Below are 25,178 nucleotides of genomic sequence, written 5' to 3' on the forward strand. Positions count from 1 at the left end.
GCGCCCCCTGGGGCGGGCCGCTGAGGCACGGCACGAACGGGGAGCGAACGGGCCCAGCGGTCGTAACCGCTGGGCTCATGGCGCGGCGTCTGTGTCCTACTGCCCGAACTGGCTGTGTCGTTGGCGAGCCACGCGGGCCAGGCTCGCTTGTAGCTGAGCCCGGTTCTTCCCACGGGTTTTCAGCGCGTGGCAGTTGGGGCACAACGCGATCATGACGTCTGGGGTGTCCTGCCCAGTGCGGGCTAGCCCAACGACATGATCCACTTCCAGAAGAGGTTGATCGCTGTCCGTGCGCTCCTGCGGGTGGCCCAGACAAGAGGGGTTCTCACAGCATCCCTCACTGCGAATGATGACAGCGTCTCGAGCAGCCGCTGAACGCAGATAACGCTCGACCTTCGTCATCGTCGACCGTCGCGTTCGGCGGTCAGCAGTTCTGCGCGCGGCAGCCGTCAATCGCCTGTACCGCTCCTTGGGCGTGAGAAGCAGAGAAGCGCCCTGCTCGTCGTCCACTTCGATCGGCACCACGTCGACGGAGTCGTCGTGAACCCGACCGTCGTCCTGCTCCAAGGCTTCCTTGACCTCTGCTGGCCAGGTCGCCGGCAGCGGGGAGGGAACAGGAGCGAGCACCCAGACGTACTCACGCCGTTGCCGGTCATCGTCCCCGGGCCCCCAGCGCCGACGGCACTGGACGATGACGGCCCAGGTTTCGAAGGTCCAATGTCCTTTGTACGGCTTGTGCCAGTACCGCAGTGCCTTCCTCTGCACCTGGTAGCGCTGCATCGACTTGTTTCCCTTGACCATCGCCTGGTCACCGGAAAGGCCATCCCCTGTGTACGCAATCCAGCCCGTCTCCGGGATGCGATGGTCCCCGTACGGGCCCTTTTCGTCCGAATAGACGGAAAGGATGCCATCCGCGAGAGGCGTGATGCCTGACACGCCGTTGCCGCCATAAGCCTGCTGAATCGCCGTGCGATGCGGGAAGGGCTCCCCCAGCAGAGGCTGCAGGTAAGCGTCGACATGGCCAGGCACCAACGCGTGGACGTGCAGAGCCTGCAGCACTTCAGCCGGGTTCGCGCTGAAGAACCGGACGATGAGGTTGCTCATGGCCGTGATGGCGAGTTCGCGGTCCCTCACCAGGAGGTCGTAATCGGCTTCGAGCAAACCCCCGAGCGGGTTCACCTCGTCCAGGGCCGTCAGCGTAGGGCGGCGCAGCTCACTAGTCAGAGGCAAGCCACCCTCGTTGACCACCTCCCACACAGCATCGTTGCGGAGAGCCCAGAAGGGATAGCGCACGTCGGCCTCGCTCAGGTGCGGTGCGGCGAACTGAGCGAGTAGGGGACCCACTTCGCCCTTCACCAGCGACCACGGCTGGAGACGTGGACGACCCTGCACAGCCTGGGCGATGGCCCAGAGAAGAAGGAGGGGACGGTGGAGCGCTTGCCCTCCCGGGCGGTGATCCGGCCGTATCTTGCCGATCCGTCTGAGCAAGTCCTGCTGGTCGGTCACGTGCCCACTCCCCTCCGATGGTCCCAGTAGGACTATCTGATCAGATGGCACTGACAGTGGGACTTCACGCTCGAGACTAGGTGGTCGAAGAGGGGCCACCCGGCTGCCATGCGGCGCTTCAATGCCCGAGTGATGAATTGGACGCACTGCCACGACAGCTACGGGGATACCGATCGCGTCCCCCTGCTCCTGGAACAGGTGGAGGCCGAGGACAGCGCTGAGGCATGGGACGAGTTGGAATACCGGCTGGTCCTTGAAGACGACCTCGTTTTCCCCGCCAGTTTCGCCGCCGTGCCGCGTCTGGTGCGTCTCGCTCCAAGGAGTGCACGGGCGCGTCACCTGGTCGGAGCGATCCTACGACGCGCCGCAGGGCATCACGGCTGCGACGATCTGCTGGCGCACTGCAGCGACGCCATTGCGGAGTTCCGCCAGTTGCTGGACCAGCACCTACAATCCCGGCCGACTGACTACCTCGTGACCTTCGTCGATGCGCTCGCGGCCAAGGAGGAATACCACTGGAGCGCTGTCCTCGGAAACTTCGTGGACGACTTCTACCACCTGGCCTGCCCCCACTGCTCCGTGGACGTAACCATCGCTATGGGGGACCACGGGCGCTATTCAGCGATCCGGGACTGGACCCTGGGCGACGTGGATCGCCGAGCTCTACGGCCAGCCTCTTCCGAGGCACTTCGCGGCACCGGGAGGTGGATGCACGAGACTGCCGTCCGTGATGGGCACGAGGACCTCGCCGATGGGATTGCCTACCTCTTCGGACAAGCTGAATGCCCCCGCTGCGCCAGCGTCTTCTACGTCGCGGACGAGTACACCTCCGCCAATCGCCCTGTACTGCAATGAGTAGCGCCTCAGGAAGGTTGCCGTCAGCGATTACCCACCGCCCCCTCCCACACCCCCCGCATCTCCCCCACCACCCCCGGCGCCACCAGCACCAACGGCCCGTCGTACACCGGTGTCGGGGGAATCGCCACCGCTCCCGCCTCCGTGGCGATCAGGTACGCCGGGAGGGCGTCCACCGCGTGGAACTCGCCGACCGCCGCTGCCGTGGCGCGGCCCGCTGCCACCTGGGTCAGGGAGAGGGCCGTGGAGCCCATGACGCGGGTCGTGCAGTGGCGGGAGGAGAGCTCGGTGAGCAGGGTGTCCAGGCCCGGCCAGTGGGCGTGGGCCGCCCATTCCGTCAGGAACAGGTGGCCGGTCAGTGTCGTGTGGTCGGCCGCGTGGGTCGGGATGCCGTTCAGCCGAGCTCCCCGGCCCCTCAGCGCCGTGAACGTCTCCCCCCGCCACGGGTCCGCCACCAGGCCCAGCAACGGGGTGCCGTCGGGGGCGACCAGGCCCAGGGAGAAGGAGCACCAGCCGATGCCGTGGGCGTAGTTGGTCGTGCCGTCGACCGGGTCGACCACCCAGTACGGCGCGTCCGGCGCCGTGCCCCGCTCCGTGCCGTACTCCTCGCCCTGGATGCCGTGCGTCGGGAACGCGCGGTGCAGGGTCTCGCGGACGTACGACTCGATCTCCTCGTCCGTCCTCGTGACGATGTCCGCCGGGCCCGCCTTCTCCCTGACCTCGCCCGGCTCGCCGGGCCGGCGCGGGCGGCGGATCCTCTCCACGGCCCACTCCGCCACGTCGTTCGCCACCTCCAGCGCCGCGTCCAGATCGACGTCCGCGCCCGGGTGTCCGTGGTCCTCCGTCATGCGTGGGCCGCGTCCTTCCTCGTCGCCGTCGTCCGGTGCAGGAACCTGCTGATCGCCTCGTGCAGCGTATGCGGATCGTGTGGCGTTGCGTCGCCGGCCCACATCGTGCGGGGCGCGTCGGCGGCGGATGTTCATGCCCGCGTCGGCGGACGTCGCCCGGGCGTCGCCCGCCCTTACCGGGCAGCGGGCGGGACCAGCTCGGCCTTGCCGAACAACAGGGCGTAGCCGGGCGGGAGTTCCCTCAGGACGCGGTCGATCAGGTCGTCGCCCACCAGTTCCGGCAGCACGCTGAGGACCGAGCTGACGTCCCAGCGGGCCGTCGCCGGGGTCGCCCCCTCGATGCGCGCGGCCACGCCGTCCACGAACTCCGCCGCCGTCTGCGGGCGGGTCACCGGGATCTGCGAGGCGACCACCCGCGCCGCCTCCGGGGGCAGGGCCTGCGCCAGGGCCACGCGTTCGTCGCCCACGACGTGGCCGCCGAGGGCGGACAGGACGATCCTGGTGACGCGTTCCGCCTCCGCGGTGGTCGTGTACCGGCCCGCCTCCCGGACGGCGTCCACCAGACGGGTCCAGGCGCGGCTGCGGGCGGTCGCCTTTCCCGGCCTCTCCTGCCGCTCCTGCCCCACCGACGCTGCCGTCGTGCCGGGACCGCCCGATCCGTCGGGCGCGGACGGCCTGGGAACGGGCGCGGGGATCACCGTCCTACGGAGGGACTGCGTCGACATCACGGTCATCGTTCGGGCTGCTCCTCAGGGTTGGGGCGCGTCCCCGGGGGGGGGGCGCGGGCAGGGCAGGGCGTCCCGCGCGCCCGGCCGGGGCGCGGGACGCCGGAGTGGGTCAGTTGCTGATCTGCTTGCGGTCGCTCGTGCCGCCCGAGATCTGGATGCGGCGCGGCTTGGCCTGTTCGGCCACCGGGATGCGCAGGGTCAGCACGCCGGCTTCGTACGAGGCGTCGATGCGCTCCGTGTCGAGGGTGTCGCCGAGGAAGAGCTGGCGGGTGAAGGAGCCCGTCGGACGCTCGGCGACCAGCAGCTCCGCGCCCTCGGGGGCGGGGTTGCGGCGCTCGGCGCGGACGTTGAGGACGTTGCGCTCGACGTCCAGCTCGATCGTCTCGGGGTCGATGCCGGGGAGGTCGAAGTGGACGAGGAAGTCGTCCCCGGCGCGGTAGGCGTCCATCGCCATCGCGGCGGGACGGCCGGTGGAGCCGAAGACCTGCTGCGCGAGGCGGTCGAACTCGCGGAACGGGTCGGTGCGCATGAGCATCACGGTTCACTCCCTTCTTCAGGCGCTGCCTGTGCGATGCCCTACGCCTTCTTATATAGCTCCGGGGAAGAAAGTTGACAACCCCCGACTCAGGTCGGGGTCCGGCGCGGGGGGCGGAGTTAGCCTCGGGAGAGCCGGAGATATGGAGACCGGCAGCACCAGGAGGGCATCACATGGCGAAGGTTCCCAGTTCCGTGATCGCGGCCGGCGGGCTCGTCGGCGGGTACGGCGTGGCCCGCTGGACGCGCAAGCGTCAGCTCGGCGGCGCCGTGCTGGCCGTGGCGGGCGCCGCGGCCGCCCAGCAGTGGCGCCGGCAGGCCGGCGGCGTGGCCGCGGGCGCCCTGACCGCCGCCTACGTGGCGGCCTTCGCCGGTTCCCACCCGCTGGCCAAGAAGGTCGGCGCCTGGCCGTCGGTGTTCGGCGTGGCGGGCGCGGTCGCGCTGGCGTCCTGGGCGGTCGCCGACCGACGGGCCTGAAACCTGCCGGGTTCCAGCTCGGTGCCGCCTTGTCCCGCGCCGCCGCCGGCGGGACCATGAGGGGCGTGACCACGCCGGAAGTGCCGCCCCCGGGCCTCAGCTGGGTGACCGTTGTTCTCGATCCGTCCTGGCGGCGGACACCGAGGAGGGGGCCAGGGGCGCCCGGCGCGACGCGCTGACCACCTGCGGCTACGTGGTGCTGATGTTCGCGGTGGTCATCGCCATCGCCCTGCTGGCGGCCTGAGCCGCACGGCGACCGGCGACCGGTTCCCGAGGTCCGCGACCGGTGCCCGGGGCCCGGGGCCCATGACCGGTGCCCGGCACGACACCGGTCGACAACCAACCGCCCGCTCACCTCCCCCGCCCCGACCTGAACGCCCTCCGGTACCCCTGCGGGCTCGTCCCCGCCACCCGGCGGAAGCGTTCGCGGAACGCCGTCGGCGAGCCGAAGCCCGCCTGGGACGCGATGCGTTCGACCGGGTACTCCGTCGTCTCCAGCAGGTACTGCGCCCGGCGCACCCGTGCCCGGTGCAGCCACTGCAGCGGCGTCGTCCCCGTCTGCTCGCGGAAACGGCGGTTCAGCGTGCGTGTGCTCATCCCCGCCCGCGACGCGATCTCGTCGAGGGTGAGGTCGCGTTCGCAGTGGCCCTCCAGCCAGTCGAGCAGCGGCTCCAGCGTCGCGCCCGCCGGGGCCGGCGGCAGGTCGTGCACGATGAACTGGGCCTGCCCGCCCTCCCGTTCGAGCGGCATGACCGACATCCGGGCCGTGTGCGCGGCGACCGCCGACCCGTGGTCCCTGCGGACCATGTGCAGGCACATGTCCAGGGCCGCGGCCGCGCCCGCCGAGGTGAGGAACTGGCCGTTGTCGACGTAGAGGACGTTGGGGTCGACCTCGACCTTCGGGTAGCGCGCCGCCAGGTCGGCCGCCGCGCGCCAGTGCGTCGTCGCGCGCAGCCCGTCCAGCAGGCCCGTGGCCGCGAGGAGGAAGGCGCCCACGCAGACCGACGCGATGCGCGTGCCCCGGTCGGCCGCCGCGCACAGCGCCTCGGTCACGCCCGGCGGCAGCGGGTCGGTCGGTACGGCGACGCCGGGCAGGACGATCGTGTCGGCCTCCGCGAGCAGCTCCAGGCCGTAGGGCGCCCGTACGGTGAACGGCCCGGAGCGCACCTCCCGGTCCGGCGGGCCCGCCGAGCAGACCTTCACCTGGTACGGCTCGCGGCCGTCCGGGAGCCGGGCCCAGCCGAAGGTGTCGATCGGTGCGGAGAGGTCGAACGGGATGACGCCGTCGAGGGCGAGTACGGCCACGGTGTGCATGGCGGGATCGTAGGCGGTCGACGAGTTCCGGCCAACGGGCCCCTGGGCAGGGGAAGCAGCCCGAGCAACCCGGTCCGGCCTCGGGGGTCGCCCTGGCGGGAATCCGTCGCAACGTGGCAAGAGCGCCACTGCCACAAGATCCACGGCCCGCCTAGCCTCGGGCCGTGACCAAGTTCCTCCTCGCCGTGCACGTCCTCGCCGCGATCGTCGCGATCGGGCCCGTCACCGTCGCCGCCAGCATGTTCCCGCCGGCCGCCCGTCGCGCCCTGGCGGCGCCCGAGGACGCACGGGCCGCCGAGACCCTGCGGCTGCTGCACCGGATCTGCCGGGTGTACGCGGTCGTCGGCGTCGTCGTGCCGCTGTTCGGGTTCGCCACGGCGGGGCAGATGGGGGTGCTCGGCGACACCTGGCTGATCGTGTCCATCGTGCTGACGGTGCTGGCCGCCCTCGTCCTCGGCGCGCTGGTGCTGCCCCGGCAGGAGGCGCTCGTGGAGAACGGCGGCACCCCGGCGGCCACGGCCCGACTGGCCATGGTCACCGGGGTGTTCAACCTGCTCTGGGCCACCGTGACGGTGTTGATGATCGCGCGCCCGGGGTCGACGACCGGGGCGTAGGCGCCCCCCACGAGGACCCTTCGCCCGGTCCTCGCGAGGACCACTCACCCGTCCCTCGCGAGGACCGCTCCCCGGCCCCGGCCCCCTACGCCGGCGCCGACCCCGTCCCCGACGCCGGACCGCTGCCCGCCACCTCGCGGGCCTTGGAGGCCGCCGCCGTCAGCGGGCGAGCGATGTCCTCCAGCGAACGGCGCTCCGCGTTGACGGCGAGGAACGCCGCCACCAGGCCCGCCGCGCACATCAGGCCCGCGCCGATCTGGAAGGCGAGCACCGTGTCGCCGACCTTGCCGCTGTCGGTGAGGTCGGCGAACAGCAGCGGTCCGCTGATGCCGCCGGCCGCGGTGCCGAGGGCGTAGAAGAAGGCGATCGACATCGCGCGGGTCTCCATCGGGAAGACCTCGGAGACGGTCAGGTAGGCGCTGGACGCGCCGGCCGACGCGAAGAACAGCACCACGCACCAGCAGGCGGTCATGGTCACGGCGTCCAGCGAGCCCCGGTCGAACAGCCAGGCCGTGCCGAACAGCAGGATGCCGGACAGCAGGTAGGTCGAGGAGATCATCACGCGGCGGCCGACCGTGTCGAACAGCTTGCCGAGCAGCAGCGGGCCGAAGAAGTTGCCGACCGCGATGACGGCGAAGTAGTAGCCGGTGTGACCGCTCGGCACGTCGAAGAACTTCGTCAGGATCGCGCCGAAGCCGAAGGTGATCGCGTTGTAGAGGAACGCCTGCCCGATGAAGAGGGAGAAGCCGAGGATCGAGCGGCGGCGGTACTGGGCGAACACCGTGCGGGCGATCTCCTTGAACGTCACGCTGCCGCGCTGGTGGATCGTCAGCTCGCCCTCCGGCCGGGCCAGCGGCCGGCCCTTTTCCGCCTCCACCTTCTGCTCGATGGAGGTGACGATCTCCTCGGCCTCCTCGTCCCTGCCGTGGATCAGCAGCCAGCGTGGGCTCTCCGGGACGTGCCGCCGTACGAGGAGGATGACCAGGGCGAGGACGGAGCCGAGGGCGAAGGTCAGGCGCCAGCCGACGTTCGCCGGGAAGATGTCCGTGTTCAGGGCCGGGATCGACAGCAGGGAACCGCCGACCGCGCCCAGCCAGAAGCTGCCGTTGATGATCAGGTCGACGCGCCCGCGGTACTCGGCAGGGATCAGCTCGTCGATCGCGGAGTTGATCGCCGCGTACTCACCGCCGATGCCGAAGCCGGTGAGGAAGCGGAAGAGGAGGAACCACCAGGTGTCGAAGGAGACGGCGGTCAGGGCCGTCGCCGCCAGGTACACCGCCAGGGTGATCATGAACAGGTTCTTGCGGCCGAAGCGGTCGGTCAGCCGGCCCCAGAACAGGGCGCCCACGCAGGCACCGGCGACGTAGAGCGCCGCCGCGATGCCGGTGACCTGGCCGGAGGAGATCGGCAGGCCGCTGCCGGGCTCGGAGAGCCGCCCGGCGATGTTGCCGACGACCGTGACCTCCAGACCGTCCAGGATCCACACGGTGCCGAGACCGATGACGATCGTCCAGTGCCAGCGGGACCACGGGAGGCGGTCCAGACGGGCAGGTATGTTCGTGGTGATGGTGCGACCGGTCCCGGCCGGGGCTCCTGCAGTGGCCATGGGCTCCCTCCTCGTCGAGCGGAACGAGCATCGGGTGCCCCCGGCCGTTTCGTTTACGCGCCGAGCGCCTGCGACACGGTGTAGATCAGCAGACCGGCCAGCGAGCCCACCACCGTGCCGTTGATGCGGATGAACTGCAGGTCACGGCCGATGTGTGCCTCGATCTTGCGGGTGGTGTGCTCGGGGTCCCAGCTCGCCACGGTGTCGGTGATCAGCGAGGTGATCTCGCGCCGGTAGGTGGTCACCACGTGCACCGCGGCGCCCTCGACCCAGCTGTCGACCTTGTCCTGGACCTTGGGCTCGCGGGCCATCCGCGCGCCCAGCGACAGCAGCGCGGCCCGCACGCGCAGCCGCAGCTCGCTGCGCTCGTCCTCCGCGGCCGACACGATCATGGAACGTACGGCGGTCCAGGTGGACGCGATCAGGTCCTGCACCTCGTCGCGGGCGAGGACCTCGCCCTTGAGCCGCTCGATCCGCGCCCGGGTCTCGGTGTCGGACTGCAGGTCGGAGGCGAAGTCGGTGAGGAAGCGGTCGAGGGCGCCGCGGGCCGGGTGCGAGGGCATGTCGCGCATCTCGGTGATGAAGCGCAGCAGCTCCTTGTAGACGCGCTCGCCCACCTTGCGGTCCACGAAACGGGGCGTCCAGCCGGGCGCGCCGCCCTCCACGGCGCCCATCACCTCGCCGCGGTGCAGCTCCAGCCAGTCGTGCGCGCGGGACACCACCAGGTCCACGAACCGCCGGTGCCCGCCGTCGGCGACGACCTTCTCCAGCATCTTGCCCAGGCCGGGGGCGATCTCCCGGGCGTCGGCGCGCCGGGTGATGGCCTCGCCGACCACCGCCTGCACGTCGGAGTCGCGCAGCACGGTCAGCGCGCCGCGCAGCGCCGTGGCGAGCTCCGCCGTCACCCGGTCGGCGTGCTCGGGCTCGGCCAGCCACGCGCCGAGCCTGCTGCCGATGCCGACGGCACGCAGCCGCTGCCGAACGACGTCCTCGGAGAGGAAGTTCTCGCCGACGAACTCGCCGAGCGAGACGCCCAGGGCGTCCTTCTTGGTCGGGATGATCGCGGTGTGCGGGATGGGCAGGCCGAGCGGATGACGGAACAGGGCGGTGACCGCGAACCAGTCGGCGAGCGCGCCGACCATGCCGGCCTCGGCGGCCGCCGACACGTAGCCTGCCCAGGCACCGGCGCCCGTGTGCTCCGCCACCTGCGCCAGGACGTACACCAGCGCTACGAACAGCAGCATCCCGGTCGCGGTGAGCTTCATCCGCCGCACACCGCGCTGCCGTTCCTCGTCGGCGGCGGTGAACGCGGTCATGGTGCGGTACGACGGCGCTCCGGCCCCGGCCGGTCCCGTCGCCGACCCTGCCGCCGCCCCGGCCGCCGTCCCGGTCTCGGGGCCGCTCGCCGGCCCCGGGCCCTGCGCCTCGCCGGTCCCCGCGCGGTCCGGTCGCTCCAGTCGCTTCATCGCTCCACCCGTTCGGTGATCCCGCACACATTGTCCCCTCCTGTCCGACTCCCGGAACGGAACAGGAGTTCCCGTCGTCTGTCTGCCCGGGGGACCCCACCGTGTGTTCGTTCGGGGTTCCTCCCGGCTCGTGCCCGATCATGAGCTCACAGCACCACGGTCTTCGACCCCTTTCGCCCTAGGAGCACGCATCCGCATGGCCAGACGTCGTGGTTATGCCCTTCTGTCCGCGATCGCCGCGCTGATCGTGGGTCTGTCCGCCGCCATATACGCCGGGGTGTCGGCCGGTGAGGGCGGCGCCGTCGCGTCCGCGAAGGACGGCGCCGCGGGCCCCGGCCGGGGCGACCGGGTCGCCCCCGCCTCGACCGGCGTCTGGACCGGCACCTGGGGTGCCTCCCCGGTGGCCGGGGAGCCCGGCACCGGGACCGACGGGATGGCGGGACGCTCGGTGCGCAACGTCGTGCACACCAGCGTCGGCGGAACGAGTGCCCGCATCACGCTGTCCAACCTCTACGGGACCGGTCCGCTCACCTTCACCCACGCCACCCTCGCCCTCGCCGGCGGGGACGGGGCGGGCGCGGCGGCCGGGACCATGCGGCGCGTCACCTTCGGCGGGCACACGACGGTGACCCTCCCGGCCGGCGCCGAGGTGACCAGCGACCCGGTGCGGCTGCTCGTGCCGGCGGACTCCGACGTGCTGGTGACCACGTACTCCCCCACCGCGTCCGGGCCCGTCACCTCCCACCCGCACGCCCGGCAGACCAACTACCTCGCCGACGGCGAGCACACCGCCGACCTGTCCGGGACGGCGTACGTCGCCGACCGCGCCGACCGCTGGCGCTACGTGACGGCGCTCGACGTGTCCGGCCTGGCCGCCGAGGGGACCGTCGTCGCGCTCGGCGACTCCCTCACCGACGGGGTGACGTCCACGGCGGACGCCGACCGGCGCTGGCCCGACGTCCTCGCGGACCGGCTGCGCGAGGCGGCGGACGCCGGATCCGACGTGCCGCTGCACGGCGTCGTCAACGAGGGCATCAGCGGCAACCGCGTGCTCACCGACGGCACCGGCCGGCCGGCCGAGAACCAGAGCGGGCTGCACCGCTTCCAGCGGGACGTCCTCGGGCGGCCCGGGGTGCGGGTCGTGGTGGTCGACCTCGGCATCAACGACATCCTGCGCGACCCCGGGGTGGCCGACCCCGACCGCATCCTGGGCGGGCTGCGCACCCTCGTCCGGCGCGCCCACGCCCACGGCATCAAGGTCGTCGGGGCGACGCTGATGCCGTTCGAGGGGCACCGCGGCTACGACGACGCCCGCGAAGGCGTACGGCAGGAGGTGAACGCGGCGATCCGGCAGGGCCGGGTGTTCGACGCGGTCGCCGACTTCGACGCGGCGCTGCGGGACCCGTACGACCCGCGCCGCTTCCGGCCGGACTACGACTCGGGGGACCACCTGCACCCGAGCGACAAGGGGTACCGGGTGATGGCCCGCACGGTACGCCTCGACGACCTGCGCACCGCACTGCCGGCCCGCTTGTAGGCAGGGGGCGCCGGTCCCCACCCCGGGGGCGCGGGGAGCTGCGCGACCAGCCCCCGCGCACCCGCGGACGGACGACTACTCGCCGTACCCCCGCCGGTCGCGACGGTCCCGCCGCTCCTCCCGGTATTCCTCACGAGCCTCCCGGCGCCCCTCCCCCAGCAGATCCCGGTGACCCTCCAGCATCCGCCGGTGGGCACCCTGGACGCCCCGGGCACCGCGCTCCGCACGCCGCAGCTCCCGGCGGGCCTCCCGCTCCCGCCGCCGCTGCGCCTTGGACGCGCGGACCTCCTTGCGCTCGATGCCGACCCCGCCCCAGAAGGCGACCCCCGTGACGATCACGCGGGGCGCCCCGGGGTCGCCCGGGACGCCGGCCTCGCGGTGGTCGAAGCCGCCCATGATCCCGATGCCGCGCACGACGACCTCGACGCCCGGCGGCACGGTGATCTGGATGCCGCCCATGACGGCCACGCAGTTGATCTCGACCTCGCCGGCCGAGAAGTCCGCCTGGCGCAGGTCGAGTTCGCCGCCGCCCCAGAACGCGACGCAGTTCATGCGGCGCGGCACGACCCAGCGCCCCTTGCGCTCGAAGCCGGACATCACCGCGACCGCCCAGGGCGTCGCCCCCGGGTCGGCGCCGCCGACGATGCGGCCGGCCCAACCCCCCTGCGGAACGGGGTCCTTGTGCAGGTCCACCACGGGCGGCGGGGTGACCCCGGCGACCGGCAGGTCACGGGTGATCGGCGCCAACTCCCCGTAGGTGCGCGCCTTGTACGTCGCGTCGAGCCGTTCCTCGAACTCGGTCATGTCCAGGCGGCCCTCGGCGACGGCGTCCCGCAGCACCTCGGCGACCCGTTCCCGGTCGGCGTCGGAGGCCCGTAGGTCGGGTGCCGTGCCGGCCGCGTCCGCTGCGTCGTCGGTCATGGCAGCAGCCTACGAGGTCGCCGCGCCGGGGGCCATGGAGCGCGGGAACCGTCAGCGAACCGCTCCCGGGGTGTCCACGCCCGCGCCGTCCCCGCGCTCGTCGCTGCGCTCCGCGTACATCTTCGCGATCACCGTCTCGATGTCCGGCTCCCGCACCGACAGGTCCACCAGCGGGTACTCGGCCGCCACCCGCGCCACCAGCGGCGCCGCCGACTGCGAGGACGGGAAGGCCAGCCACTGGCGGGGCCCCTCCACCCGGACGACCCGCGTGCCCGGCACCCGCACCGGCGGCAGTTCGCGCTCCAGGTCGACCACCAGGGTCCGTTCGCTCTCCCCCGCCTCGTGCAGGCCGGCCAGCGCGCCGTCGTACATCAGGCGCCCGTGGTCGATGACCATCACGCGGCGGCAGAGCTGCTCGATGTCCTGGAGGTCGTGCGTGGTCAGCAGGACCGTCGTGCCGCGCTCGGCGTTCACCTCCCGCAGGAACTCCCTTACCCGGGCCTTGGAGACGACGTCCAGCCCGATCGTGGGCTCGTCCAGGTACAGCACCTCGGGGTCGTGCAGCAGGGCCGCCGCGATGTCGCCGCGCATGCGCTGGCCCAGCGAGAGCTGCCGCACGGGCACGTTCAGCAGGTCGGACAGGCCGAGGAGTTCGACGAGCCGGTCGAGGTTCTCGCGGTAACGGGCGTCGGGGATGCGGTACATGCGGTGCATCAGCCGGTAGGAGTCGATCAGCGGCAGGTCCCACCACAGCGTGGTGCGCTGCCCGAACACCACCCCGATCCGGCGCGCCAGCCGGGTGCGTTCGCGCGCGGGGTCGATGCCGGCCACCCGCAGCCGGCCCCCGCTCGGCACCAGGATGCCGGTGAGCATCTTGATCGTGGTCGACTTGCCGGCGCCGTTCGGGCCGATGTAGCCGACCATCTCGCCGCGGCCCACGGTGAACGAGATGCCGTCCACCGCGCGCACCTCGCGCCGCTCCCGCTTCAGGAAACCGGTCCTGCGGCGCACCGGGAAGACCTTCTCCAGCCCGTCCACCTCGACGAACGCCCCACCGGCCGGCTCACCCACCGCACGTCCCTCCGCTCCGTCCACGTCCCTGCACACATCCGCGTCCGCGTCCCCGTGGGCACCCGGGGTCCCGTCCACCGCTAGCTCCCCGTGCTCCGGTACGACCGCAGCGCCGTCCGCCACGCCAGCCCGGCCAGCGCGCAGCACACCCCGGCCACCACGGGCGACACGGCGGCCGTCCACGCGGGCAGCCCGAGCGGCAGCGGCCGGTCCAGCACGTAGCTCACCGGCACCCAGTTCACGAAGGCCAGCGGCACCAGGCAGGTCACCGAGCGCACCAGGTCCCGGCCGAACACGCTCGGCGGGTACTGCAGCAGCGTCGTCCCGCCGTAGGTGAACGCGTTCTGCACCTCTGCCGCGTCCTGCGCCACGAACTGGAAGGACGCGCCCGCCACGAACAGCGCCCCGAACAGCGCGGCGCCGCTCAGCACCGCCACCGGCAGCAGCAGCACCTTGACCGGCGACCAGTCGGCGTCGACGCTCACCAGGCCCCAGCCCAGCACCAGCGCGCCCTGGGTGATCCGGCCCAGGCGGCGCAGCGCGAAGTGGTCGGCGGCGACCTGGGCGAGGACCGGCGCGGGCCGCACCAGCAGCGTGTCGAACGAGCCGTCGCGCATCCGGCCGCCCAGCACGTCCATCGAGCCCATCACCAGGTCGGCCACCCCGAACGCGGTCGCCGACACGCCGTACAGGAGCGCGACCTCGGGCAGCGACCAGCCGCCGAGCGAGTCGACCTGCGCGAACATCAGCAGGATCGTCGCGAAGTCCAGGCCGGTGATCAGCAGGTTGCCGACCACCGTCAGCGCGAAGGAGGTCCGGTAGGCCATCGTGGAGCGGATCCACATGCCCGCGACCAGCCGGTACGTGCGCAGGCTCTCGGTGAGCCGGGAGCCGCCCGGGGCCGGTTCCGGCGTCCAAGGCCGGGCGGCGGCCGCGCACTCGGCCACCGGGCGCCCGGTCACCCCGCGCTCAGCCACCCTGGACCACCACCCGCCGCGTCGCCGCCGCCTGCACCAGCCGGCCCGCGCCGAGCAGCGCCACCGCCCACGCCGCCTGGAAGGCGAACGCGTCCGCCCAGGACGCCTCGCCCATCAGCACGTCCGCCGGGACCTGCACCTGGGCCGCCCACGGCAGCGCCCGCAGCACCTCGCCGAATCCCGCGGGGAACGCGTTCAGCGGCAGCGTCATCCCCGAGCAGAAGATCCCGAGGATCATCATCGCCTGACTGACGCCCTGGCCGTCCAGCAGCCAGAACGCGCTCAGCGCGAACAGGTAGCGGATGCCGAAACTGACCACCAGGCCGAGCAGCAGCGCGAGGACGAACGCCGCCCAGGTGCCCGCGTCGCGCGGCAGCGCCGTCGGGAACAACAGCGCGCCGACCGCGAACGGGACCACCCCGCGCCCCACCAGCTGGAACAGCGCCCGGCCCAGGTCGGTCGCCAGCCACCAGAGCTGCAGGTCGGCCGGGCGGTACAGGTCGATGGCGATCTCGCCCGTGCGGATGCGCGCCATCAGGTCCTTCTCCACTCCGCCGCCCTGGATGGCGAACGTCGCGTACAGGGCCTGACCGAGCCACACGTAGGTGACCGCCTGCGCCTGGTCGTAACCGCCCAGGTGCGGCCGCTCGTCCCACAGGGCGAGGTAGGTGTGCACGAGGATCAAGCCGAAGACGGTGTTCGTGAACACCCCGGCGGCAGTGGCCGCCCGGTAGGTCGCGTACCTTCTGAATCCCCCCGCCGCGACGGCCGCGTACAACCGCGCCGATCCCACGGCAACCGCCTTTCCGCCCGCCGGAACCGAAGCAAGGGACCCTAGCGGGCCCGGGAAGTGGCGTGCCACGCATTTTCCGGCAGAACGCGTGCCGGTTGCCGGGAACGGAACGCAGGGTGCGACAGTCTCTAGCAGGGGGCGCAAAAGCGTACGAGGCGTATGAGGCGTACGGGAACGTACGACGCGACAACGGGAGTCCGTGCAACACATGAGTGACGAGCCGCAGCCGCAGCAGCCGACCGAGGGCGGGGCACCGGACGAGCCACCGGCGGCTCTCGCAGCGGACGACGGCGGGAAGAGGCCGAAGCGCACCGGGTGGCGCCGGATACTGCCCACCTGGCGGATGGTGCTGGGCACCGTGCTGGTCGGCGCCGTGCTGATCGTCGGCCTGTTCTTCCTCGGCTACTCGATGGTGAAGATCCCGGACGCCAACGCGCTCGCCACCAAGCAGTCCAACGTGTACCTGTACGCCGACGGCACCGAGATCGCCCGCGACGGCGCGGTCAACCGGGAGAACGTCACCCTCGCGCAGATCTCCAAGGAGGCCCAGCACGCCGTGCTCGCCGCCGAGGACCGCGACTTCTACACCGAGTCGGCCGTCGACCCCAAGGCCATGATCCGCGCCGGCTGGAACACCGCCACCGGCAAGGGCAAGCAGTCCGGCTCCACGATCACCCAGCAGTACGTGAAGAACTATTACCTCGCCCAGGAGCAGACCGTCACCCGCAAGGTGAAGGAGTTCTTCATCTCCATCAAGCTGGACCGCGAGCAGCCCAAGGACAAGATCCTCGAGGGCTACCTCAACACCAGCTACTTCGGCCGCAACGCCTACGGCATCCAGGCCGCCGCCCAGGCCTACTACGGCGTCGACGCCGGCGAACTCACCGCCCCCCAGGGCGCCTACCTCGCCGCGCTGCTCAACGCGCCCAGCGAGTACGACGTGATCGCCCACCCGGAGAACAAGGCGGCCGCCGAGGCCCGCTGGAACTACGTCCTGGACGGCATGGTCAAGAAGGGCTGGCTGACGGAGGCCAAGCGGCAGGGCACCGCGTTCCCCACCCCGCGCGAGGAGAGCGCCGCCGACACCGGCATGTCCGGGCAGCGCGGCTACATCGTGCGCGCCATCCGCGACCACCTCACCCAGAACAAGATCGTCACCGAGGCCCAGCTCGACGGCGGCGGCTACCGCATCACCACCACGCTGGAGAAGAGCAAGCAGGACGCCTTCGTCGACGCCGTCGACGACAAGCTGATGTCCAAGCTGGACAAGAAGAACCGCAAGGTCGACACCTACGTCCGCGCGGGCGGCGCCGCCGTCGAACCCAAGACCGGCAAGGTCCTCGCCCTGTACGGCGGCATCGACTACGTCAAGCAGTACACCAACAACGCCACCCGCCGGGACTTCCAGGTCGGCTCCACCTTCAAGCCGTTCGTGTTCGCCGCGGCCGTCCAGCACGACTCCGAGACCCAGGACGGCCGCCCCATCACGCCGAACACGGTCTACGACGGCACCAACGAACGCCCCGTCCAGGGCTGGAGCGGCGGCGGCTACGCCCCCGAGAACGAGGACCAGACCTCCTACGGCGACATCTCCGTGCGCGAAGCCACCGACAAGTCCGTGAACGCGGTGTACGCGCAGATGGCGGTCGACGTCGGCCCCGCCAAGGTCAAGCAGACCGCGATCGACCTGGGCCTGCCCACCGCCACCCCCGACCTCCAGCCGTACCCGTCCATCGCCCTCGGCACCGCCACCGCCAGCGTGCTCGACATGGCGGAGGCGTACGCCACGCTCGCCAACCACGGCCGGCACGGCACGTACACCCTGATCGAGAAGGTCACCCGGAACGGCAAGGACGTCGTCGAACTGCCCGCCCGCAAGACCTCGCAGGTGGTCAGCCGGGAAGCCGCCGACACCACCACCTCGATCCTGCGCAGCGTCGTCCAGAACGGCACCGCGTCCGCCGCCCAGGCCGTCGGCCGCCCGGCCGCGGGCAAGACCGGCACCGCGGAGAAGGACACCGCGGCCTGGTTCGCGGGCTACACGCCCGACCTCGCCACCGTCGTCGCCGTGATGGGCCAGGACCCGGTCACCGCCGCGCACAAGCCCCTGTACGGCGCGATGGGCCTGCAGCGGATCAACGGCGGCGGGGCGCCCACCGAGATCTGGGCGCAGTTCACGAAGAAGGCCCTCAAGGACACCCCGGCCGACGACTTCAACCTCCAGCTCCAGGAGGGCTCCGAGGACAGCGCCTACCCGTCCGGCGAGCCCTCGCAGACCAAGCCCACCGGCGACGGGGACAGCAGCGCCACGCCCTCCGGCCAGGCCACGCAGGGCCAGGGCGACCAGGGGCGGACGCAGGGCCAGACCGGCGGGGGCGGCACCCACGGCGGAACGACCACCGGCGGCACCTCCAACGGCGGCCCCGGCACCGGCGGCACCACCGGCTCCACCCCCACCGGCGGCGCGACCACGGGCAGCAGCACGTCCGGCGACACGGGCAACGGCGGCACGGGCAACGGCGGCACCACCGGGAACACCACGGGCTCCACCTCCGGCGACACCGGCGGCGCGACGGGCAGCACGCCCGGCAGCAACGGGGCGACCGGCGCGGTCCTGCCGCAGACCACGGCCCGCCGGGAGTGACCGGCGGGCCGGGCGACCGGTCGGACGGGCGACCGGTCGGACGGGCGACCGGTCGGGCCGCCGTGGCTCAGTGGCCGCCGGTCGCCTTCAGGCCCACCACGGCGACCAGCAGCAGGCACACGAAGAAGATCCGGGCGGCGGTGACCGGCTCCCCCAGCACCACCATGCCGAGCACGGCCGCCCCGGCGGCGCCGATCCCCACCCACACGCCGTAGGCGGTGCCGATCGGCAGCGAGCGCGCCGCGTACGACAGCAGCAGCATGCTGGCGACGATGCCGGCGCCGGTGAACAGGCTCGGCACGAGCCGGGTGAAGCCGTCGGTGTACTTCATGCCGACCGACCAGGCGACTTCGAGCAGACCGGCGACGACGAGCAGGATCCAGGCCATGACGGGCACCTCCGGGGACGACGACCGCGCACCGTGCGCGGCGGGGGTGCGTCGTCTTTGCCTCTCCCCTCGCGAGGGGGACCCGGTACGGCGCGTCTCGTCGGGCGACCTCCTTCGAACCTAGCAAAGGCACGACGAAAGGGCTGGTGACAACCGTCACCAGCCCTTCGTCACCTCCGGTTCAGAGGTACAGCCCCGTGGAGTCCTCCGACCCCTCGAACCGGTCGGCGGCCACCGCGTGCAGGTCGCGCTCGCGCATCAGCACGTACGCGATGCCGCGCACCTCGACCTCGGCCCGGTCCTCCGGGTCGAACAGGACCCGGTCACCCGGCTCCACGGTCCGTACGTTCTGCCCCACCGCGACGACCTCGGCCCACGCCAGGCGCCGGCCGACCGCCGCCGTGGCGGGGATCAGGATGCCGCCACCGGAACGCCGCTCGCCCTCGGAGGTGTCCTGCCGGACCAGAACGCGGTCGTGCAGCATCCGGATGGGGAGCTTGTCGTGGTGGGTGCTGTGCTCGTTTCTCTTGGCGCTCACGCTTCGAACCTACCTGCCCCGGGCCGTCCCGTCCGCGCCCGGGTCAGCCCTTGCGGCGCCGGGTGCCCAGCACGAGCAGCCCGACGAGGCCCACGGCGACCACGGCCACCGGCACGACGCGCTCGAGCCGGGGCGAGCCCTCCTCGTCCACGAACTGCGCCTTGACGTCGCTGACGACCTTGTTGACCTGGACGTACGCCCGTCCGAGGGTGTGATCGACATTCGCCACGACCTTGGCCCTGGCATCGCCGACGATGGTCCTGGGGTGCACCCGCACCCCGATCTCGTCGAGCGTCTCGGCCAGCACTTCGCGGCGGCGCTTGATGTCCGCCTCGATCTGCGCCGGGGTTCTGGTGTCCGACGTGTCCGCCACCGTACGGCCTCCGAAGTCCGATGATGCTGTTCCGGACAGTCTGTCAGCTCCACGCGTCGGCGCACTGTCAGGACCCCCCGTTACGCTGGTCCGATGAGCGAGCGACTCCAGCCCGGGGACGTGGCCCCCGCCTTCACCCTGCCCGACGCGGACGGCAAGCCGGTCTCCCTTGCCGACCACCAGGGCCGCAAGGTCATCGTGTACTTCTACCCGGCGGCGCTGACCCCCGGCTGCACCAAGCAGGCCTGCGACTTCACGGACAACCTCGAGCTGCTGGCCGGCGCGGGGTACGACGTCATCGGCATCTCCCCCGACAGCCCGGAGAAGCTCGCGAAGTTCCGCGAGAAGGAGTCCCTGCGGATCACCCTGCTCGCCGACCCCGACAAGAAGGTCACCGAGGCCTACGGCGCGTACGGCGAGAAGAAGAACTACGGCAAGACCTACCTGGGCGTCATCCGCTCCACGGTCGTCGTCGACGAACAGGGCAAGGTCGAACGGGCCCTGTACAACGTCCGCGCGACGGGCCACGTAGCCAAGATCATCAAGGACCTCGGCCTCTGACCACTCCCGAGCGGCCCGCCCCCACCCGACCGGGGCCGGGCCGCTTCGCTGTCGGGCGTGACCCTCAGCGCACCGGGTCGTTGATCCGTTCGGCGGAGGAACGTCTTGCCGAACGGGGGGACACATGGGGGCGTCGGTCTACACCCGAGAGCGCCTGGAGCAGGCGGCCGACGGGGCGCGGACCCTGACCGAGGCGCTGCTGCGGCTCGGCGTGGACCCGAGGAGCTCGACACGGCGCCATGTGGCCGATCGGATGCGGAAACTCGGGGTGGACGTCTCCCACTTCGAGCGCGAGGGCGTCAAGTGGACGAAACAGGCCCTCGCACCCGTGGTCGCCGAGTCGACGAGCGTCGGTGACGTACTGCGCAGGCTCGGGCTCGACGTGGTGGGCGGCCACCACGCCCACATCAGCCGCAAGATCAAGTCCTACGGACTCGACACCTCGCATTTCCGGGCCACCGCCCCCCGGGGCACCTCCCAGGGTCCCCGGTCGCCGCAGGCCCTGTTGGTCCGGCAGGCGCCGGACCGGGCACGACGGGTCCCCGGCAGCCGGCTCAAGCGGGCGATGACGGCCCTGGGGGTGGCGGAGCGCTGTGCCCTCTGCGGGACCGAGGCGGTCTGGCTCGGCCGGCCGCTGCCGCTGGAGGTGGACCACATCGACGGCGACTGGCGCGACAACCGGCTGGAGAACCTCCGGCTGCTGTGCCCGAACTGCCACTCCGCGACGGACACGTTCCGGGGCCGAGGCAAGGGACGCCGCGGGGCAGGTGCCGTATGAGCGAGGACGTGGTCCCGCTCGCGGCGACCGGCCGCAGGGGTTCCCCGCCCCCCGCGGACGTGATGCGGAGGGCGGTCGGGGAGTCCGCCTCCCTCGCGGAGGTGCTGCGGCGCCTGGGCCGTGCCGACAACACCTGGCAGCGCGCGCAGGTCCGCCGGTGGATCGCCGAGCAGCACCTGGACACGAGCCACTTCCTCGGCCGGGCGCACCAGCGGGGGAAGCCCGCGACCAATGCCAAGCGGCCGCAGGACGTCCTGGTCCGTCAGGGCGGAGGGCATCGGATCGCCACCGTTCGGCTGCGCAGGGCGCTCGTCGCCCTGGGTGTGCCCGAGCGGTGCGTCCGCTGCGGGCTCGGCCCCGAATGGCGCGGCCGGCGCCTGACGTTGGAGGTCGACCACGTCAACGGCGACCGGTACGACAACCGGCCGGAGAATCTGCGCCTGCTCTGCCCGAACTGCCATGCGGTGACGAGCACCTGGTGCCGAGGAGGGCGCCGAATGATCGGCGGCGCCCAGTAGAGTAGGCCCTGCTGCGGGCCCGTACCCCAGCTGGCTAGAGGGCGCCGGTTTAGGTCCGGTGTGTCGTGGGTTCGAGTCCCACCGGGCCCACCTGTGAGGGGCGCGCCACGCATCGTGGGCGCCCCTCGGCGCGTTCGCCGGGCGTTCTGCCGGTTCAGGTCGTCAGTTCGCGGATGGCCGGGAGCAGGGCGCGGAAGGCCTTGCCCCGGTGGCTGATGGCGTTCTTCTCCGCGGGGGTGAGTTCCGCGCAGGTTCGGGTCTCGCCCTCCGGCTGGAGGATCGGGTCGTAGCCGAAGCCGTGGGTGCCCTGGGGGGTGTGGCGCAGGGTGCCGTGGAGCCGGCCCTCGACCACGCGTTCGGTGCCGTCGGGCAGGGCGAGGGCGGCGGCGCAGGCGAAGTGGGCCGCGCGGTGGCCGTCGGCGATGTCGGAGAGCTGGGCGAGCAGCAGGTCGAGGTTGGCCCGGTCGTCGCCGTGGCGGCCCGACCAGCGGGCGGAGAAGATGCCGGGGGCGCCGCCGAGGACGTCGACGCAGAGGCCGGAGTCGTCGGCGATGGCGGGGTGGCCGGTGGCGCGGGCGAGGGCGTGGGCCTTGAGGAGGGCGTTCTCGGCGAAGGTGACGCCGGTCTCCTTGACGTCGGGGACGTCGGGGTAGGCGTCGGCGCCGATGAGTTCGTGGGGGAGGCCGGCCTCGGCGAGGATCGCGCGGAGTTCGGTGATCTTCCCGGCGTTGCGGGTGGCGAGGATCAAGCGGGTCATGGCCCTCAGTATCCCGGGGGCCGCGGGAGCCGCGGGAGCCGTGGGGCGCGGCCCGGGGTGTCTTGCCGGTCAGGCCGGATCGGGGAGCGGCGTCTGGTGCCGTGCATCGCCATCCGACGACGACGGGGCGAGGCGCGGTGCCAGGCGCCGCGAGCCGCGCGTGAACGGCAGGACACCTAGGGCGTGCAGACCTTGGTGAGTTCGCCGGCGGCGTCGGTGACGGGGCTGATGTCGGGGGTGCGGTCGCCGTTGCGGACGGCCGTGCGGACGTTGTCGACGGCCTTCTGGAGGTCGTCGACGGCCTTGTTGACGTCGGTGTCGTCGGTGCGGTCGCCGATGCGGTCGAGGTCGGTGTCGATGCTCTGCAGGGACTGGTCGATCTGGGTGGGGTCGCTGGAGGCGTTCTCGACGGCCTGCTGGAGCCGGGTGACGCCGTCGGCGATGGTGTCGGCGGTCTGGACGCAGTCGAGGGCCTTGTCGACGGCGTCGCAGGCGGTGGCGAGGGCGGTGGTCAGTGCGACGGCCGCGAGGGCGGTGGCGAGGGCGGTGCGGTGTCGTCGGTGGCGGCTCGCGGCCATGGTGGTGGTCCTCCCCTGTCAGGCCCTGGCAGGGCCCCCGTGTGTGGTGCGCGCGCTGTGTGCTGCGTGTGGTGGCGTCTACTGGCGTGTACTGGCGTGTACTGCGCAAGACGCCGGGGCGGGCGGCGGGGTTGCCCCCGGCCGCCCGCCTCCTTGGTGTGCCTTTTACCTTTCGGTGGCGAGGGCGGCGCGCTGCAGGGCGGCCAGTTCGGTGCAGCCGGCGACGGCGAGGTCGAGCAGGGCGTCGAGTTCCTCGCGGGCGAAGGGCGCGGCCTCGGCGGTGCCCTGGACCTCGACGAAGCGGCCGTCGCCGGTGCAGACGACGTTCATGTCGGTCTCGGCCCGTACGTCCTCCTCGTAGCGCAGGTCGAGGAGGGGGACCCCGCCGACGATGCCGACGGAGACGGCGGAGACGGTGCCGGTGAGCGGCTGGCGGCCGGCCTTGATGAGCTTCTTGCCCTGGGCCCAGGTGACGGCGTCGGCGAGGGCGACGTAGGCGCCGGTGATGGCGGCGGTGCGGGTGCCGCCGTCGGCCTGGAGGACGTCGCAGTCGAGGACGACGGTGTTCTCGCCGAGTGCCTTGTAGTCGATGACGGCGCGCAGGGAGCGGCCGATGAGGCGGGAGATCTCGTGGGTGCGGCCGCCGATGCGGCCCTTGACGGACTCGCGGTCGCCGCGGGTGTTGGTGGCGCGGGGCAGCATGGCGTACTCGGCGGTGACCCAGCCTTCGCCGCTGCCCTTGCGCCAGCGGGGGACGCCTTCGGTGACGGTGGCGGTGCAGAGGACCTTGGTGTCGCCGTAGGAGACGAGGACGGAGCCCTCGGCGTGCTTGCTCCAGCCGCGTTCGATGGTGACGGGGCGGAGCTGTCGGGGGGTGCGGCCGTCGATTCGAGACATGGGGCTGAGCCTAGTGGTAGCCGGGGATGCGGAAGGGGCCCCTCCCTGGGTCGGGAAGGGCCCCTGGGACGCGGGGGGCGTCCGGGTCACATCATGTCTTCGATCTCCGCGGCGATGGGGTCCGCGTCGGTGCCGATGACGACCTGGATGGCGGTGCCCATCTTGACGACGCCGTGGGCGCCGGCGGCCTTCAGGGCGGCCTCGTCGACCAGCGAGGCGTCGTTCACCTCGGTGCGCAGGCGGGTGATGCAGCCCTCGATCTCCTCGATGTTGTCGATGCCGCCGAGCCCGGCGACGATCTTCTCAGCCTTGCTGGCCATGTTGCTTCTCCCTGATCCGAACCGCTTTGTCGCAGTAACCCACAGTTGGCCCAACTTCGCGAGCGGTCTTGCCGTCCGTACCGAATGATGGCGTCACGACAGCGGAACCGTCCGAAACTGGTCTACACCACCTGGCGGACGGTCGCCAAACCCCGCCGCCGAGCCGAGCGGCCCGGAAGGACACCCATGAGTGCCGACGCCGAGGTCAGCCCCGCGCGGGCGCGCTGGAACAGTCTGTTCCAGGGCCTGCAGAAGATGGGCCGCAGCCTGCAGCTGCCGATCGCCGTGCTGCCGGCGGCGGGCATCCTGAACCGGCTGGGCCAGCCGGACGTGTTCGGGTCGGACGGGCTGGGCTGGGACAACGTCTCGAAGGTGATGAAGGGCGCGGGCGGGGCGCTGCTGGACGGGTCGCTCGGTCTGCCGCTGTTGTTCTGCGTGGGTGTGGCGATCGGGATGGCCCGCAAGGCGGACGGGTCGACGGCGCTGGCGGCGGTGGTGGGCTTCCTCGTCTACTACAACGTGCTGCACCAGTTCCCCGAGTCCTGCCCGGGCGGCTCGAAGGAGCTCCCGGGCCTCGGGTGCCAGGTGAGCGTGGGGGCGGGGGTCGGGTCGGTGACGCCGTACACCTTCCAGAACCCGGGGGTGTTCGGCGGCATCGTGATCGGTCTGCTGGCGGCGTTCTTCTGGGCGCGGTTCCACCGGACGAAGCTGGTGGACTGGCTGGGCTTCTTCAACGGGCGTCGGCTGGTGCCGATCATCATGGCGTTCGTGGCGATCGCGTTCGCGGCGCTGTGCCTGTGGATCTGGCCGCCGATCGGTGACGGGCTGGAGAGCTTCAGCCGGTGGCTGCGGGACGCGGGGTCGTGGGGGGCGGGGGTGTTCGGGGTGGCGAACCGGGCGCTGCTGGTGATCGGGCTGCACCAGTTCCTGAACGTGCCCATCTGGTTCCAGTTCGGCACGTACACGCCGCCGGGCGGGCAGCCGGTGCACGGTGACATCAACATGTTCCTGGCGGGCGACCCGAACGCGGGGCAGTTCACGTCGGGGTTCTTCCCGATCATGATGTTCGCGCTGCCGGCGGCGGCGCTGGCGATCACGCACTGCGCGCGGCCGGAGCGGCGCAAGGAGGTCGGCGGCCTGATGCTGTCGGTGGCGCTGACGTCGTTCGTCACGGGCATCACCGAGCCGATCGAGTACTCGTTCCTGTTCGTCGCGCCCGCGCTGTACGCGGTGCACGCGGTGCTGACGGGTGTGTCGATGGCGGTGACGTGGGCGCTGGGGGTGCACGACGGGTTCAGCTTCTCGGCGGGGCTGATCGACTACGTCATCAACTGGAACCTGGCGACGCGGCCGTGGGCGATCGTCCCGATCGGGCTGTGCTTCGCCGCGGTGTACTACGTGGTCTTCCGCTTCGCGATCACCAGGTTCGACCTGAAGACGCCGGGCCGGGAACCGGCGGAGGAGCACGAGGACGTCACCAAGGCCTGAACGGCCTTCGTCAGCAGGGTATTTGGGCCCTCGGACCACTGGTCCGGGGGTCCTTCCGCGTGCTCGTGGAGGGGCCCGGATCCGGTACGCG

The 25,178-nt window shown here is 72.0% G+C and carries 27 protein-coding genes, 1 tRNA gene and 1 riboswitch; of the genes, 10 read left to right on the top strand and 18 right to left on the bottom strand.

Annotation, left to right across the window (positions count from 1 at the left end; genetic code table 11):
* Positions 1 to 96: 96 nt before the first annotated feature.
* Positions 97 to 1,506: an HNH endonuclease signature motif containing protein gene (locus tag E4U92_RS17620; RefSeq protein ID WP_137301389.1), complete on the bottom strand. Its 1,410-nt coding sequence runs from the start codon at positions 1,504 to 1,506 to the stop codon at positions 97 to 99.
* Between the two features lie 108 nt (positions 1,507 to 1,614).
* Between E4U92_RS17620 and E4U92_RS17625 the strand changes: the two genes are divergently transcribed.
* Entirely contained in the window at positions 1,615 to 2,361 is a 747-nt protein-coding gene (locus E4U92_RS17625) for a hypothetical protein (protein ID WP_137301390.1), read from the top strand.
* A gap of 23 nt (positions 2,362 to 2,384) precedes the next feature.
* Here the strand turns inward: E4U92_RS17625 and E4U92_RS17630 are convergent, their stop codons facing one another.
* The 3 genes from E4U92_RS17630 to E4U92_RS17640 all read right to left on the bottom strand — a co-directional run bounded on the left by E4U92_RS17630 (position 2,385) and on the right by E4U92_RS17640 (position 4,472).
* On the bottom strand, positions 2,385 to 3,209 hold the full coding sequence (locus E4U92_RS17630; RefSeq protein ID WP_137301391.1) for an inositol monophosphatase family protein: 825 nt from the start codon (positions 3,207 to 3,209) through the stop codon (positions 2,385 to 2,387).
* Positions 3,210 to 3,382: 173 nt separating this feature from the next.
* Positions 3,383 to 3,943, bottom strand: a complete 561-nt coding sequence (locus E4U92_RS17635; protein WP_373311658.1) for a DUF2267 domain-containing protein — start codon at positions 3,941 to 3,943, stop codon at positions 3,383 to 3,385.
* 103 nt (positions 3,944 to 4,046) lie between these two features.
* The gene (locus E4U92_RS17640) at positions 4,047 to 4,472 is read right to left on the bottom strand and encodes an Hsp20/alpha crystallin family protein (protein ID WP_174863929.1); all 426 of its coding nucleotides are present in this window, start codon (positions 4,470 to 4,472) and stop codon (positions 4,047 to 4,049) included.
* A 173-nt stretch (positions 4,473 to 4,645) separates the two neighbouring features.
* Between E4U92_RS17640 and E4U92_RS17645 the strand changes: the two genes are divergently transcribed.
* A complete protein-coding gene (locus E4U92_RS17645) occupies positions 4,646 to 4,948 on the top strand; it encodes a hypothetical protein (RefSeq protein WP_137301394.1) in 303 nt (100 codons plus the stop codon).
* Between the two features lie 351 nt (positions 4,949 to 5,299).
* Here the strand turns inward: E4U92_RS17645 and E4U92_RS17650 are convergent, their stop codons facing one another.
* The gene (locus tag E4U92_RS17650) at positions 5,300 to 6,262 is read right to left on the bottom strand and encodes a GlxA family transcriptional regulator (RefSeq protein WP_137301395.1); all 963 of its coding nucleotides are present in this window, start codon (positions 6,260 to 6,262) and stop codon (positions 5,300 to 5,302) included.
* Between the two features lie 164 nt (positions 6,263 to 6,426).
* On the opposite strand from E4U92_RS17650, the gene E4U92_RS17655 reads away from it, so the two are divergent.
* Positions 6,427 to 6,876 carry a hypothetical protein gene (locus E4U92_RS17655; protein WP_137301396.1) on the top strand — a complete coding sequence of 150 codons (450 nt, stop codon included), beginning with the start codon at positions 6,427 to 6,429 and terminating at the stop codon, positions 6,874 to 6,876.
* Between the two features lie 85 nt (positions 6,877 to 6,961).
* Here the strand turns inward: E4U92_RS17655 and E4U92_RS17660 are convergent, their stop codons facing one another.
* Together E4U92_RS17660 and E4U92_RS17665 are read right to left on the bottom strand one after the other, a co-directional pair.
* Positions 6,962 to 8,482, bottom strand: a complete 1,521-nt coding sequence (locus E4U92_RS17660) for an MFS transporter (RefSeq protein WP_137301397.1) — start codon at positions 8,480 to 8,482, stop codon at positions 6,962 to 6,964.
* Between the two features lie 53 nt (positions 8,483 to 8,535).
* Complete coding sequence (locus tag E4U92_RS17665; protein WP_137301398.1) at positions 8,536 to 9,948, bottom strand: DUF445 domain-containing protein; 1,413 nt, start codon at positions 9,946 to 9,948, stop codon at positions 8,536 to 8,538.
* 196 nt (positions 9,949 to 10,144) lie between these two features.
* Here E4U92_RS17665 and E4U92_RS17670 point away from each other — a divergent pair, with 196 nt between their 5' ends.
* Entirely contained in the window at positions 10,145 to 11,485 is a 1,341-nt protein-coding gene (locus E4U92_RS17670) for an SGNH/GDSL hydrolase family protein (protein WP_137301399.1), read from the top strand.
* A gap of 75 nt (positions 11,486 to 11,560) precedes the next feature.
* On the opposite strand, the gene E4U92_RS17675 is transcribed toward E4U92_RS17670, so the two are convergent.
* The 4 genes from E4U92_RS17675 to E4U92_RS17690 form a co-directional block, all read right to left on the bottom strand.
* The gene (locus E4U92_RS17675) at positions 11,561 to 12,406 is read right to left on the bottom strand and encodes a DUF1707 SHOCT-like domain-containing protein (protein WP_137301400.1); all 846 of its coding nucleotides are present in this window, start codon (positions 12,404 to 12,406) and stop codon (positions 11,561 to 11,563) included.
* 51 nt (positions 12,407 to 12,457) lie between these two features.
* Positions 12,458 to 13,477, bottom strand: a complete 1,020-nt coding sequence (locus E4U92_RS17680) for an ABC transporter ATP-binding protein (RefSeq protein WP_229863145.1) — start codon at positions 13,475 to 13,477, stop codon at positions 12,458 to 12,460.
* Between the two features lie 80 nt (positions 13,478 to 13,557).
* A complete protein-coding gene (locus E4U92_RS17685; protein ID WP_137301505.1) occupies positions 13,558 to 14,322 on the bottom strand; it encodes an ABC transporter permease in 765 nt (254 codons plus the stop codon).
* 124 nt (positions 14,323 to 14,446) lie between these two features.
* Complete coding sequence (locus E4U92_RS17690; protein WP_137301506.1) at positions 14,447 to 15,232, bottom strand: ABC transporter permease; 786 nt, start codon at positions 15,230 to 15,232, stop codon at positions 14,447 to 14,449.
* A 223-nt stretch (positions 15,233 to 15,455) separates the two neighbouring features.
* Here E4U92_RS17690 and E4U92_RS17695 point away from each other — a divergent pair, with 223 nt between their 5' ends.
* The gene (locus E4U92_RS17695) at positions 15,456 to 17,891 is read left to right on the top strand and encodes a transglycosylase domain-containing protein (protein ID WP_137301401.1); all 2,436 of its coding nucleotides are present in this window, start codon (positions 15,456 to 15,458) and stop codon (positions 17,889 to 17,891) included.
* Between the two features lie 67 nt (positions 17,892 to 17,958).
* On the opposite strand, the gene sugE is transcribed toward E4U92_RS17695, so the two are convergent.
* The 3 genes from sugE to E4U92_RS17710 all read right to left on the bottom strand — a co-directional run bounded on the left by sugE (position 17,959) and on the right by E4U92_RS17710 (position 19,190).
* The gene (gene sugE, locus E4U92_RS17700) at positions 17,959 to 18,279 is read right to left on the bottom strand and encodes a quaternary ammonium compound efflux SMR transporter SugE (RefSeq protein WP_137301402.1); all 321 of its coding nucleotides are present in this window, start codon (positions 18,277 to 18,279) and stop codon (positions 17,959 to 17,961) included.
* A 45-nt stretch (positions 18,280 to 18,324) separates the two neighbouring features.
* Positions 18,325 to 18,405: riboswitch (guanidine-III (ykkC-III) riboswitch) on the bottom strand.
* Between the two features lie 55 nt (positions 18,406 to 18,460).
* Positions 18,461 to 18,817, bottom strand: a complete 357-nt coding sequence (locus E4U92_RS17705) for a GroES family chaperonin (protein ID WP_137301403.1) — start codon at positions 18,815 to 18,817, stop codon at positions 18,461 to 18,463.
* Positions 18,818 to 18,860: 43 nt separating this feature from the next.
* Positions 18,861 to 19,190 carry a DUF3618 domain-containing protein gene (locus E4U92_RS17710; RefSeq protein WP_137301404.1) on the bottom strand — a complete coding sequence of 110 codons (330 nt, stop codon included), beginning with the start codon at positions 19,188 to 19,190 and terminating at the stop codon, positions 18,861 to 18,863.
* Between the two features lie 93 nt (positions 19,191 to 19,283).
* Between E4U92_RS17710 and bcp the strand changes: the two genes are divergently transcribed.
* From bcp to E4U92_RS17730, 4 genes are all read left to right on the top strand, one after another.
* The gene (bcp, locus tag E4U92_RS17715) at positions 19,284 to 19,751 is read left to right on the top strand and encodes a thioredoxin-dependent thiol peroxidase (protein ID WP_137301405.1); all 468 of its coding nucleotides are present in this window, start codon (positions 19,284 to 19,286) and stop codon (positions 19,749 to 19,751) included.
* Positions 19,752 to 19,875: 124 nt separating this feature from the next.
* Positions 19,876 to 20,529 carry an HNH endonuclease signature motif containing protein gene (locus E4U92_RS17720; protein ID WP_137301406.1) on the top strand — a complete coding sequence of 218 codons (654 nt, stop codon included), beginning with the start codon at positions 19,876 to 19,878 and terminating at the stop codon, positions 20,527 to 20,529.
* A complete protein-coding gene (locus E4U92_RS17725) occupies positions 20,526 to 21,047 on the top strand; it encodes an HNH endonuclease signature motif containing protein (protein WP_137301407.1) in 522 nt (173 codons plus the stop codon). Before E4U92_RS17720 ends, E4U92_RS17725 begins: the two co-directional genes overlap by 4 nt.
* 15 nt (positions 21,048 to 21,062) lie before the next feature.
* Positions 21,063 to 21,137, top strand: a tRNA-Leu gene (locus E4U92_RS17730).
* Between the two features lie 64 nt (positions 21,138 to 21,201).
* On the opposite strand, the gene rdgB is transcribed toward E4U92_RS17730, so the two are convergent.
* From rdgB to E4U92_RS17750, 4 genes are all read right to left on the bottom strand, one after another.
* Positions 21,202 to 21,804: an RdgB/HAM1 family non-canonical purine NTP pyrophosphatase gene (gene rdgB, locus E4U92_RS17735; protein ID WP_137301408.1), complete on the bottom strand. Its 603-nt coding sequence runs from the start codon at positions 21,802 to 21,804 to the stop codon at positions 21,202 to 21,204.
* Between the two features lie 176 nt (positions 21,805 to 21,980).
* Entirely contained in the window at positions 21,981 to 22,382 is a 402-nt protein-coding gene (locus tag E4U92_RS17740; protein WP_137301409.1) for a hypothetical protein, read from the bottom strand.
* A 165-nt stretch (positions 22,383 to 22,547) separates the two neighbouring features.
* A complete protein-coding gene (gene rph / locus E4U92_RS17745; RefSeq protein WP_137301410.1) occupies positions 22,548 to 23,279 on the bottom strand; it encodes a ribonuclease PH in 732 nt (243 codons plus the stop codon).
* Between the two features lie 86 nt (positions 23,280 to 23,365).
* The gene (locus E4U92_RS17750; RefSeq protein WP_067236054.1) at positions 23,366 to 23,599 is read right to left on the bottom strand and encodes a PTS sugar transporter subunit IIB; all 234 of its coding nucleotides are present in this window, start codon (positions 23,597 to 23,599) and stop codon (positions 23,366 to 23,368) included.
* Between the two features lie 186 nt (positions 23,600 to 23,785).
* Here E4U92_RS17750 and E4U92_RS17755 point away from each other — a divergent pair, with 186 nt between their 5' ends.
* Positions 23,786 to 25,087, top strand: coding sequence for a PTS transporter subunit EIIC (locus tag E4U92_RS17755; protein WP_137301411.1), 1,302 nt, complete (start codon positions 23,786 to 23,788; stop codon positions 25,085 to 25,087).
* Positions 25,088 to 25,178 lie beyond the last annotated feature (91 nt).

It is taken from the genome of Streptomyces galbus, assembly GCF_005280195.1.
GTDB classification, from domain to species: Bacteria; Actinomycetota; Actinomycetes; order Streptomycetales; family Streptomycetaceae; genus Streptomyces; species Streptomyces galbus.

Excerpts from the sequence above, each read along its gene's own strand:
- E4U92_RS17650 (WP_137301395.1), bottom strand. The coding sequence starts at position 6,262 with ATGCACACCGTGGCCGTACTCGCCCTCGACGGCGTCATCCCGTTCGAC.
- E4U92_RS17665 (WP_137301398.1), bottom strand. The coding sequence starts at position 9,948 with ATGAAGCGACTGGAGCGACCGGACCGCGCGGGGACCGGCGAGGCGCAG.
- E4U92_RS17670 (WP_137301399.1), top strand. The coding sequence starts at position 10,145 with ATGGCCAGACGTCGTGGTTATGCCCTTCTGTCCGCGATCGCCGCGCTG.
- E4U92_RS17675 (WP_137301400.1), bottom strand. The coding sequence starts at position 12,406 with ATGACCGACGACGCAGCGGACGCGGCCGGCACGGCACCCGACCTACGG.
- sugE (WP_137301402.1), bottom strand. The coding sequence starts at position 18,279 with ATGGCCTGGATCCTGCTCGTCGTCGCCGGTCTGCTCGAAGTCGCCTGG.
- rdgB (WP_137301408.1), bottom strand. The coding sequence starts at position 21,804 with ATGACCCGCTTGATCCTCGCCACCCGCAACGCCGGGAAGATCACCGAA.
- bcp (WP_137301405.1), top strand. The coding sequence starts at position 19,284 with ATGAGCGAGCGACTCCAGCCCGGGGACGTGGCCCCCGCCTTCACCCTG.
- E4U92_RS17635 (WP_373311658.1), bottom strand. The coding sequence starts at position 3,943 with ATGACCGTGATGTCGACGCAGTCCCTCCGTAGGACGGTGATCCCCGCG.
- E4U92_RS17720 (WP_137301406.1), top strand. The coding sequence starts at position 19,876 with ATGGGGGCGTCGGTCTACACCCGAGAGCGCCTGGAGCAGGCGGCCGAC.
- E4U92_RS17750 (WP_067236054.1), bottom strand. The coding sequence starts at position 23,599 with ATGGCCAGCAAGGCTGAGAAGATCGTCGCCGGGCTCGGCGGCATCGAC.
- E4U92_RS17740 (WP_137301409.1), bottom strand. The coding sequence starts at position 22,382 with ATGGCCGCGAGCCGCCACCGACGACACCGCACCGCCCTCGCCACCGCC.
- E4U92_RS17645 (WP_137301394.1), top strand. The coding sequence starts at position 4,646 with ATGGCGAAGGTTCCCAGTTCCGTGATCGCGGCCGGCGGGCTCGTCGGC.
- E4U92_RS17630 (WP_137301391.1), bottom strand. The coding sequence starts at position 3,209 with ATGACGGAGGACCACGGACACCCGGGCGCGGACGTCGATCTGGACGCG.
- E4U92_RS17660 (WP_137301397.1), bottom strand. The coding sequence starts at position 8,482 with ATGGCCACTGCAGGAGCCCCGGCCGGGACCGGTCGCACCATCACCACG.
- E4U92_RS17755 (WP_137301411.1), top strand. The coding sequence starts at position 23,786 with ATGAGTGCCGACGCCGAGGTCAGCCCCGCGCGGGCGCGCTGGAACAGT.
- E4U92_RS17685 (WP_137301505.1), bottom strand. The coding sequence starts at position 14,322 with ATGTGGATCCGCTCCACGATGGCCTACCGGACCTCCTTCGCGCTGACG.
- E4U92_RS17625 (WP_137301390.1), top strand. The coding sequence starts at position 1,615 with ATGCGGCGCTTCAATGCCCGAGTGATGAATTGGACGCACTGCCACGAC.
- E4U92_RS17695 (WP_137301401.1), top strand. The coding sequence starts at position 15,456 with ATGAGTGACGAGCCGCAGCCGCAGCAGCCGACCGAGGGCGGGGCACCG.
- E4U92_RS17725 (WP_137301407.1), top strand. The coding sequence starts at position 20,526 with ATGAGCGAGGACGTGGTCCCGCTCGCGGCGACCGGCCGCAGGGGTTCC.
- rph (WP_137301410.1), bottom strand. The coding sequence starts at position 23,279 with ATGTCTCGAATCGACGGCCGCACCCCCCGACAGCTCCGCCCCGTCACC.
- E4U92_RS17640 (WP_174863929.1), bottom strand. The coding sequence starts at position 4,472 with ATGCTCATGCGCACCGACCCGTTCCGCGAGTTCGACCGCCTCGCGCAG.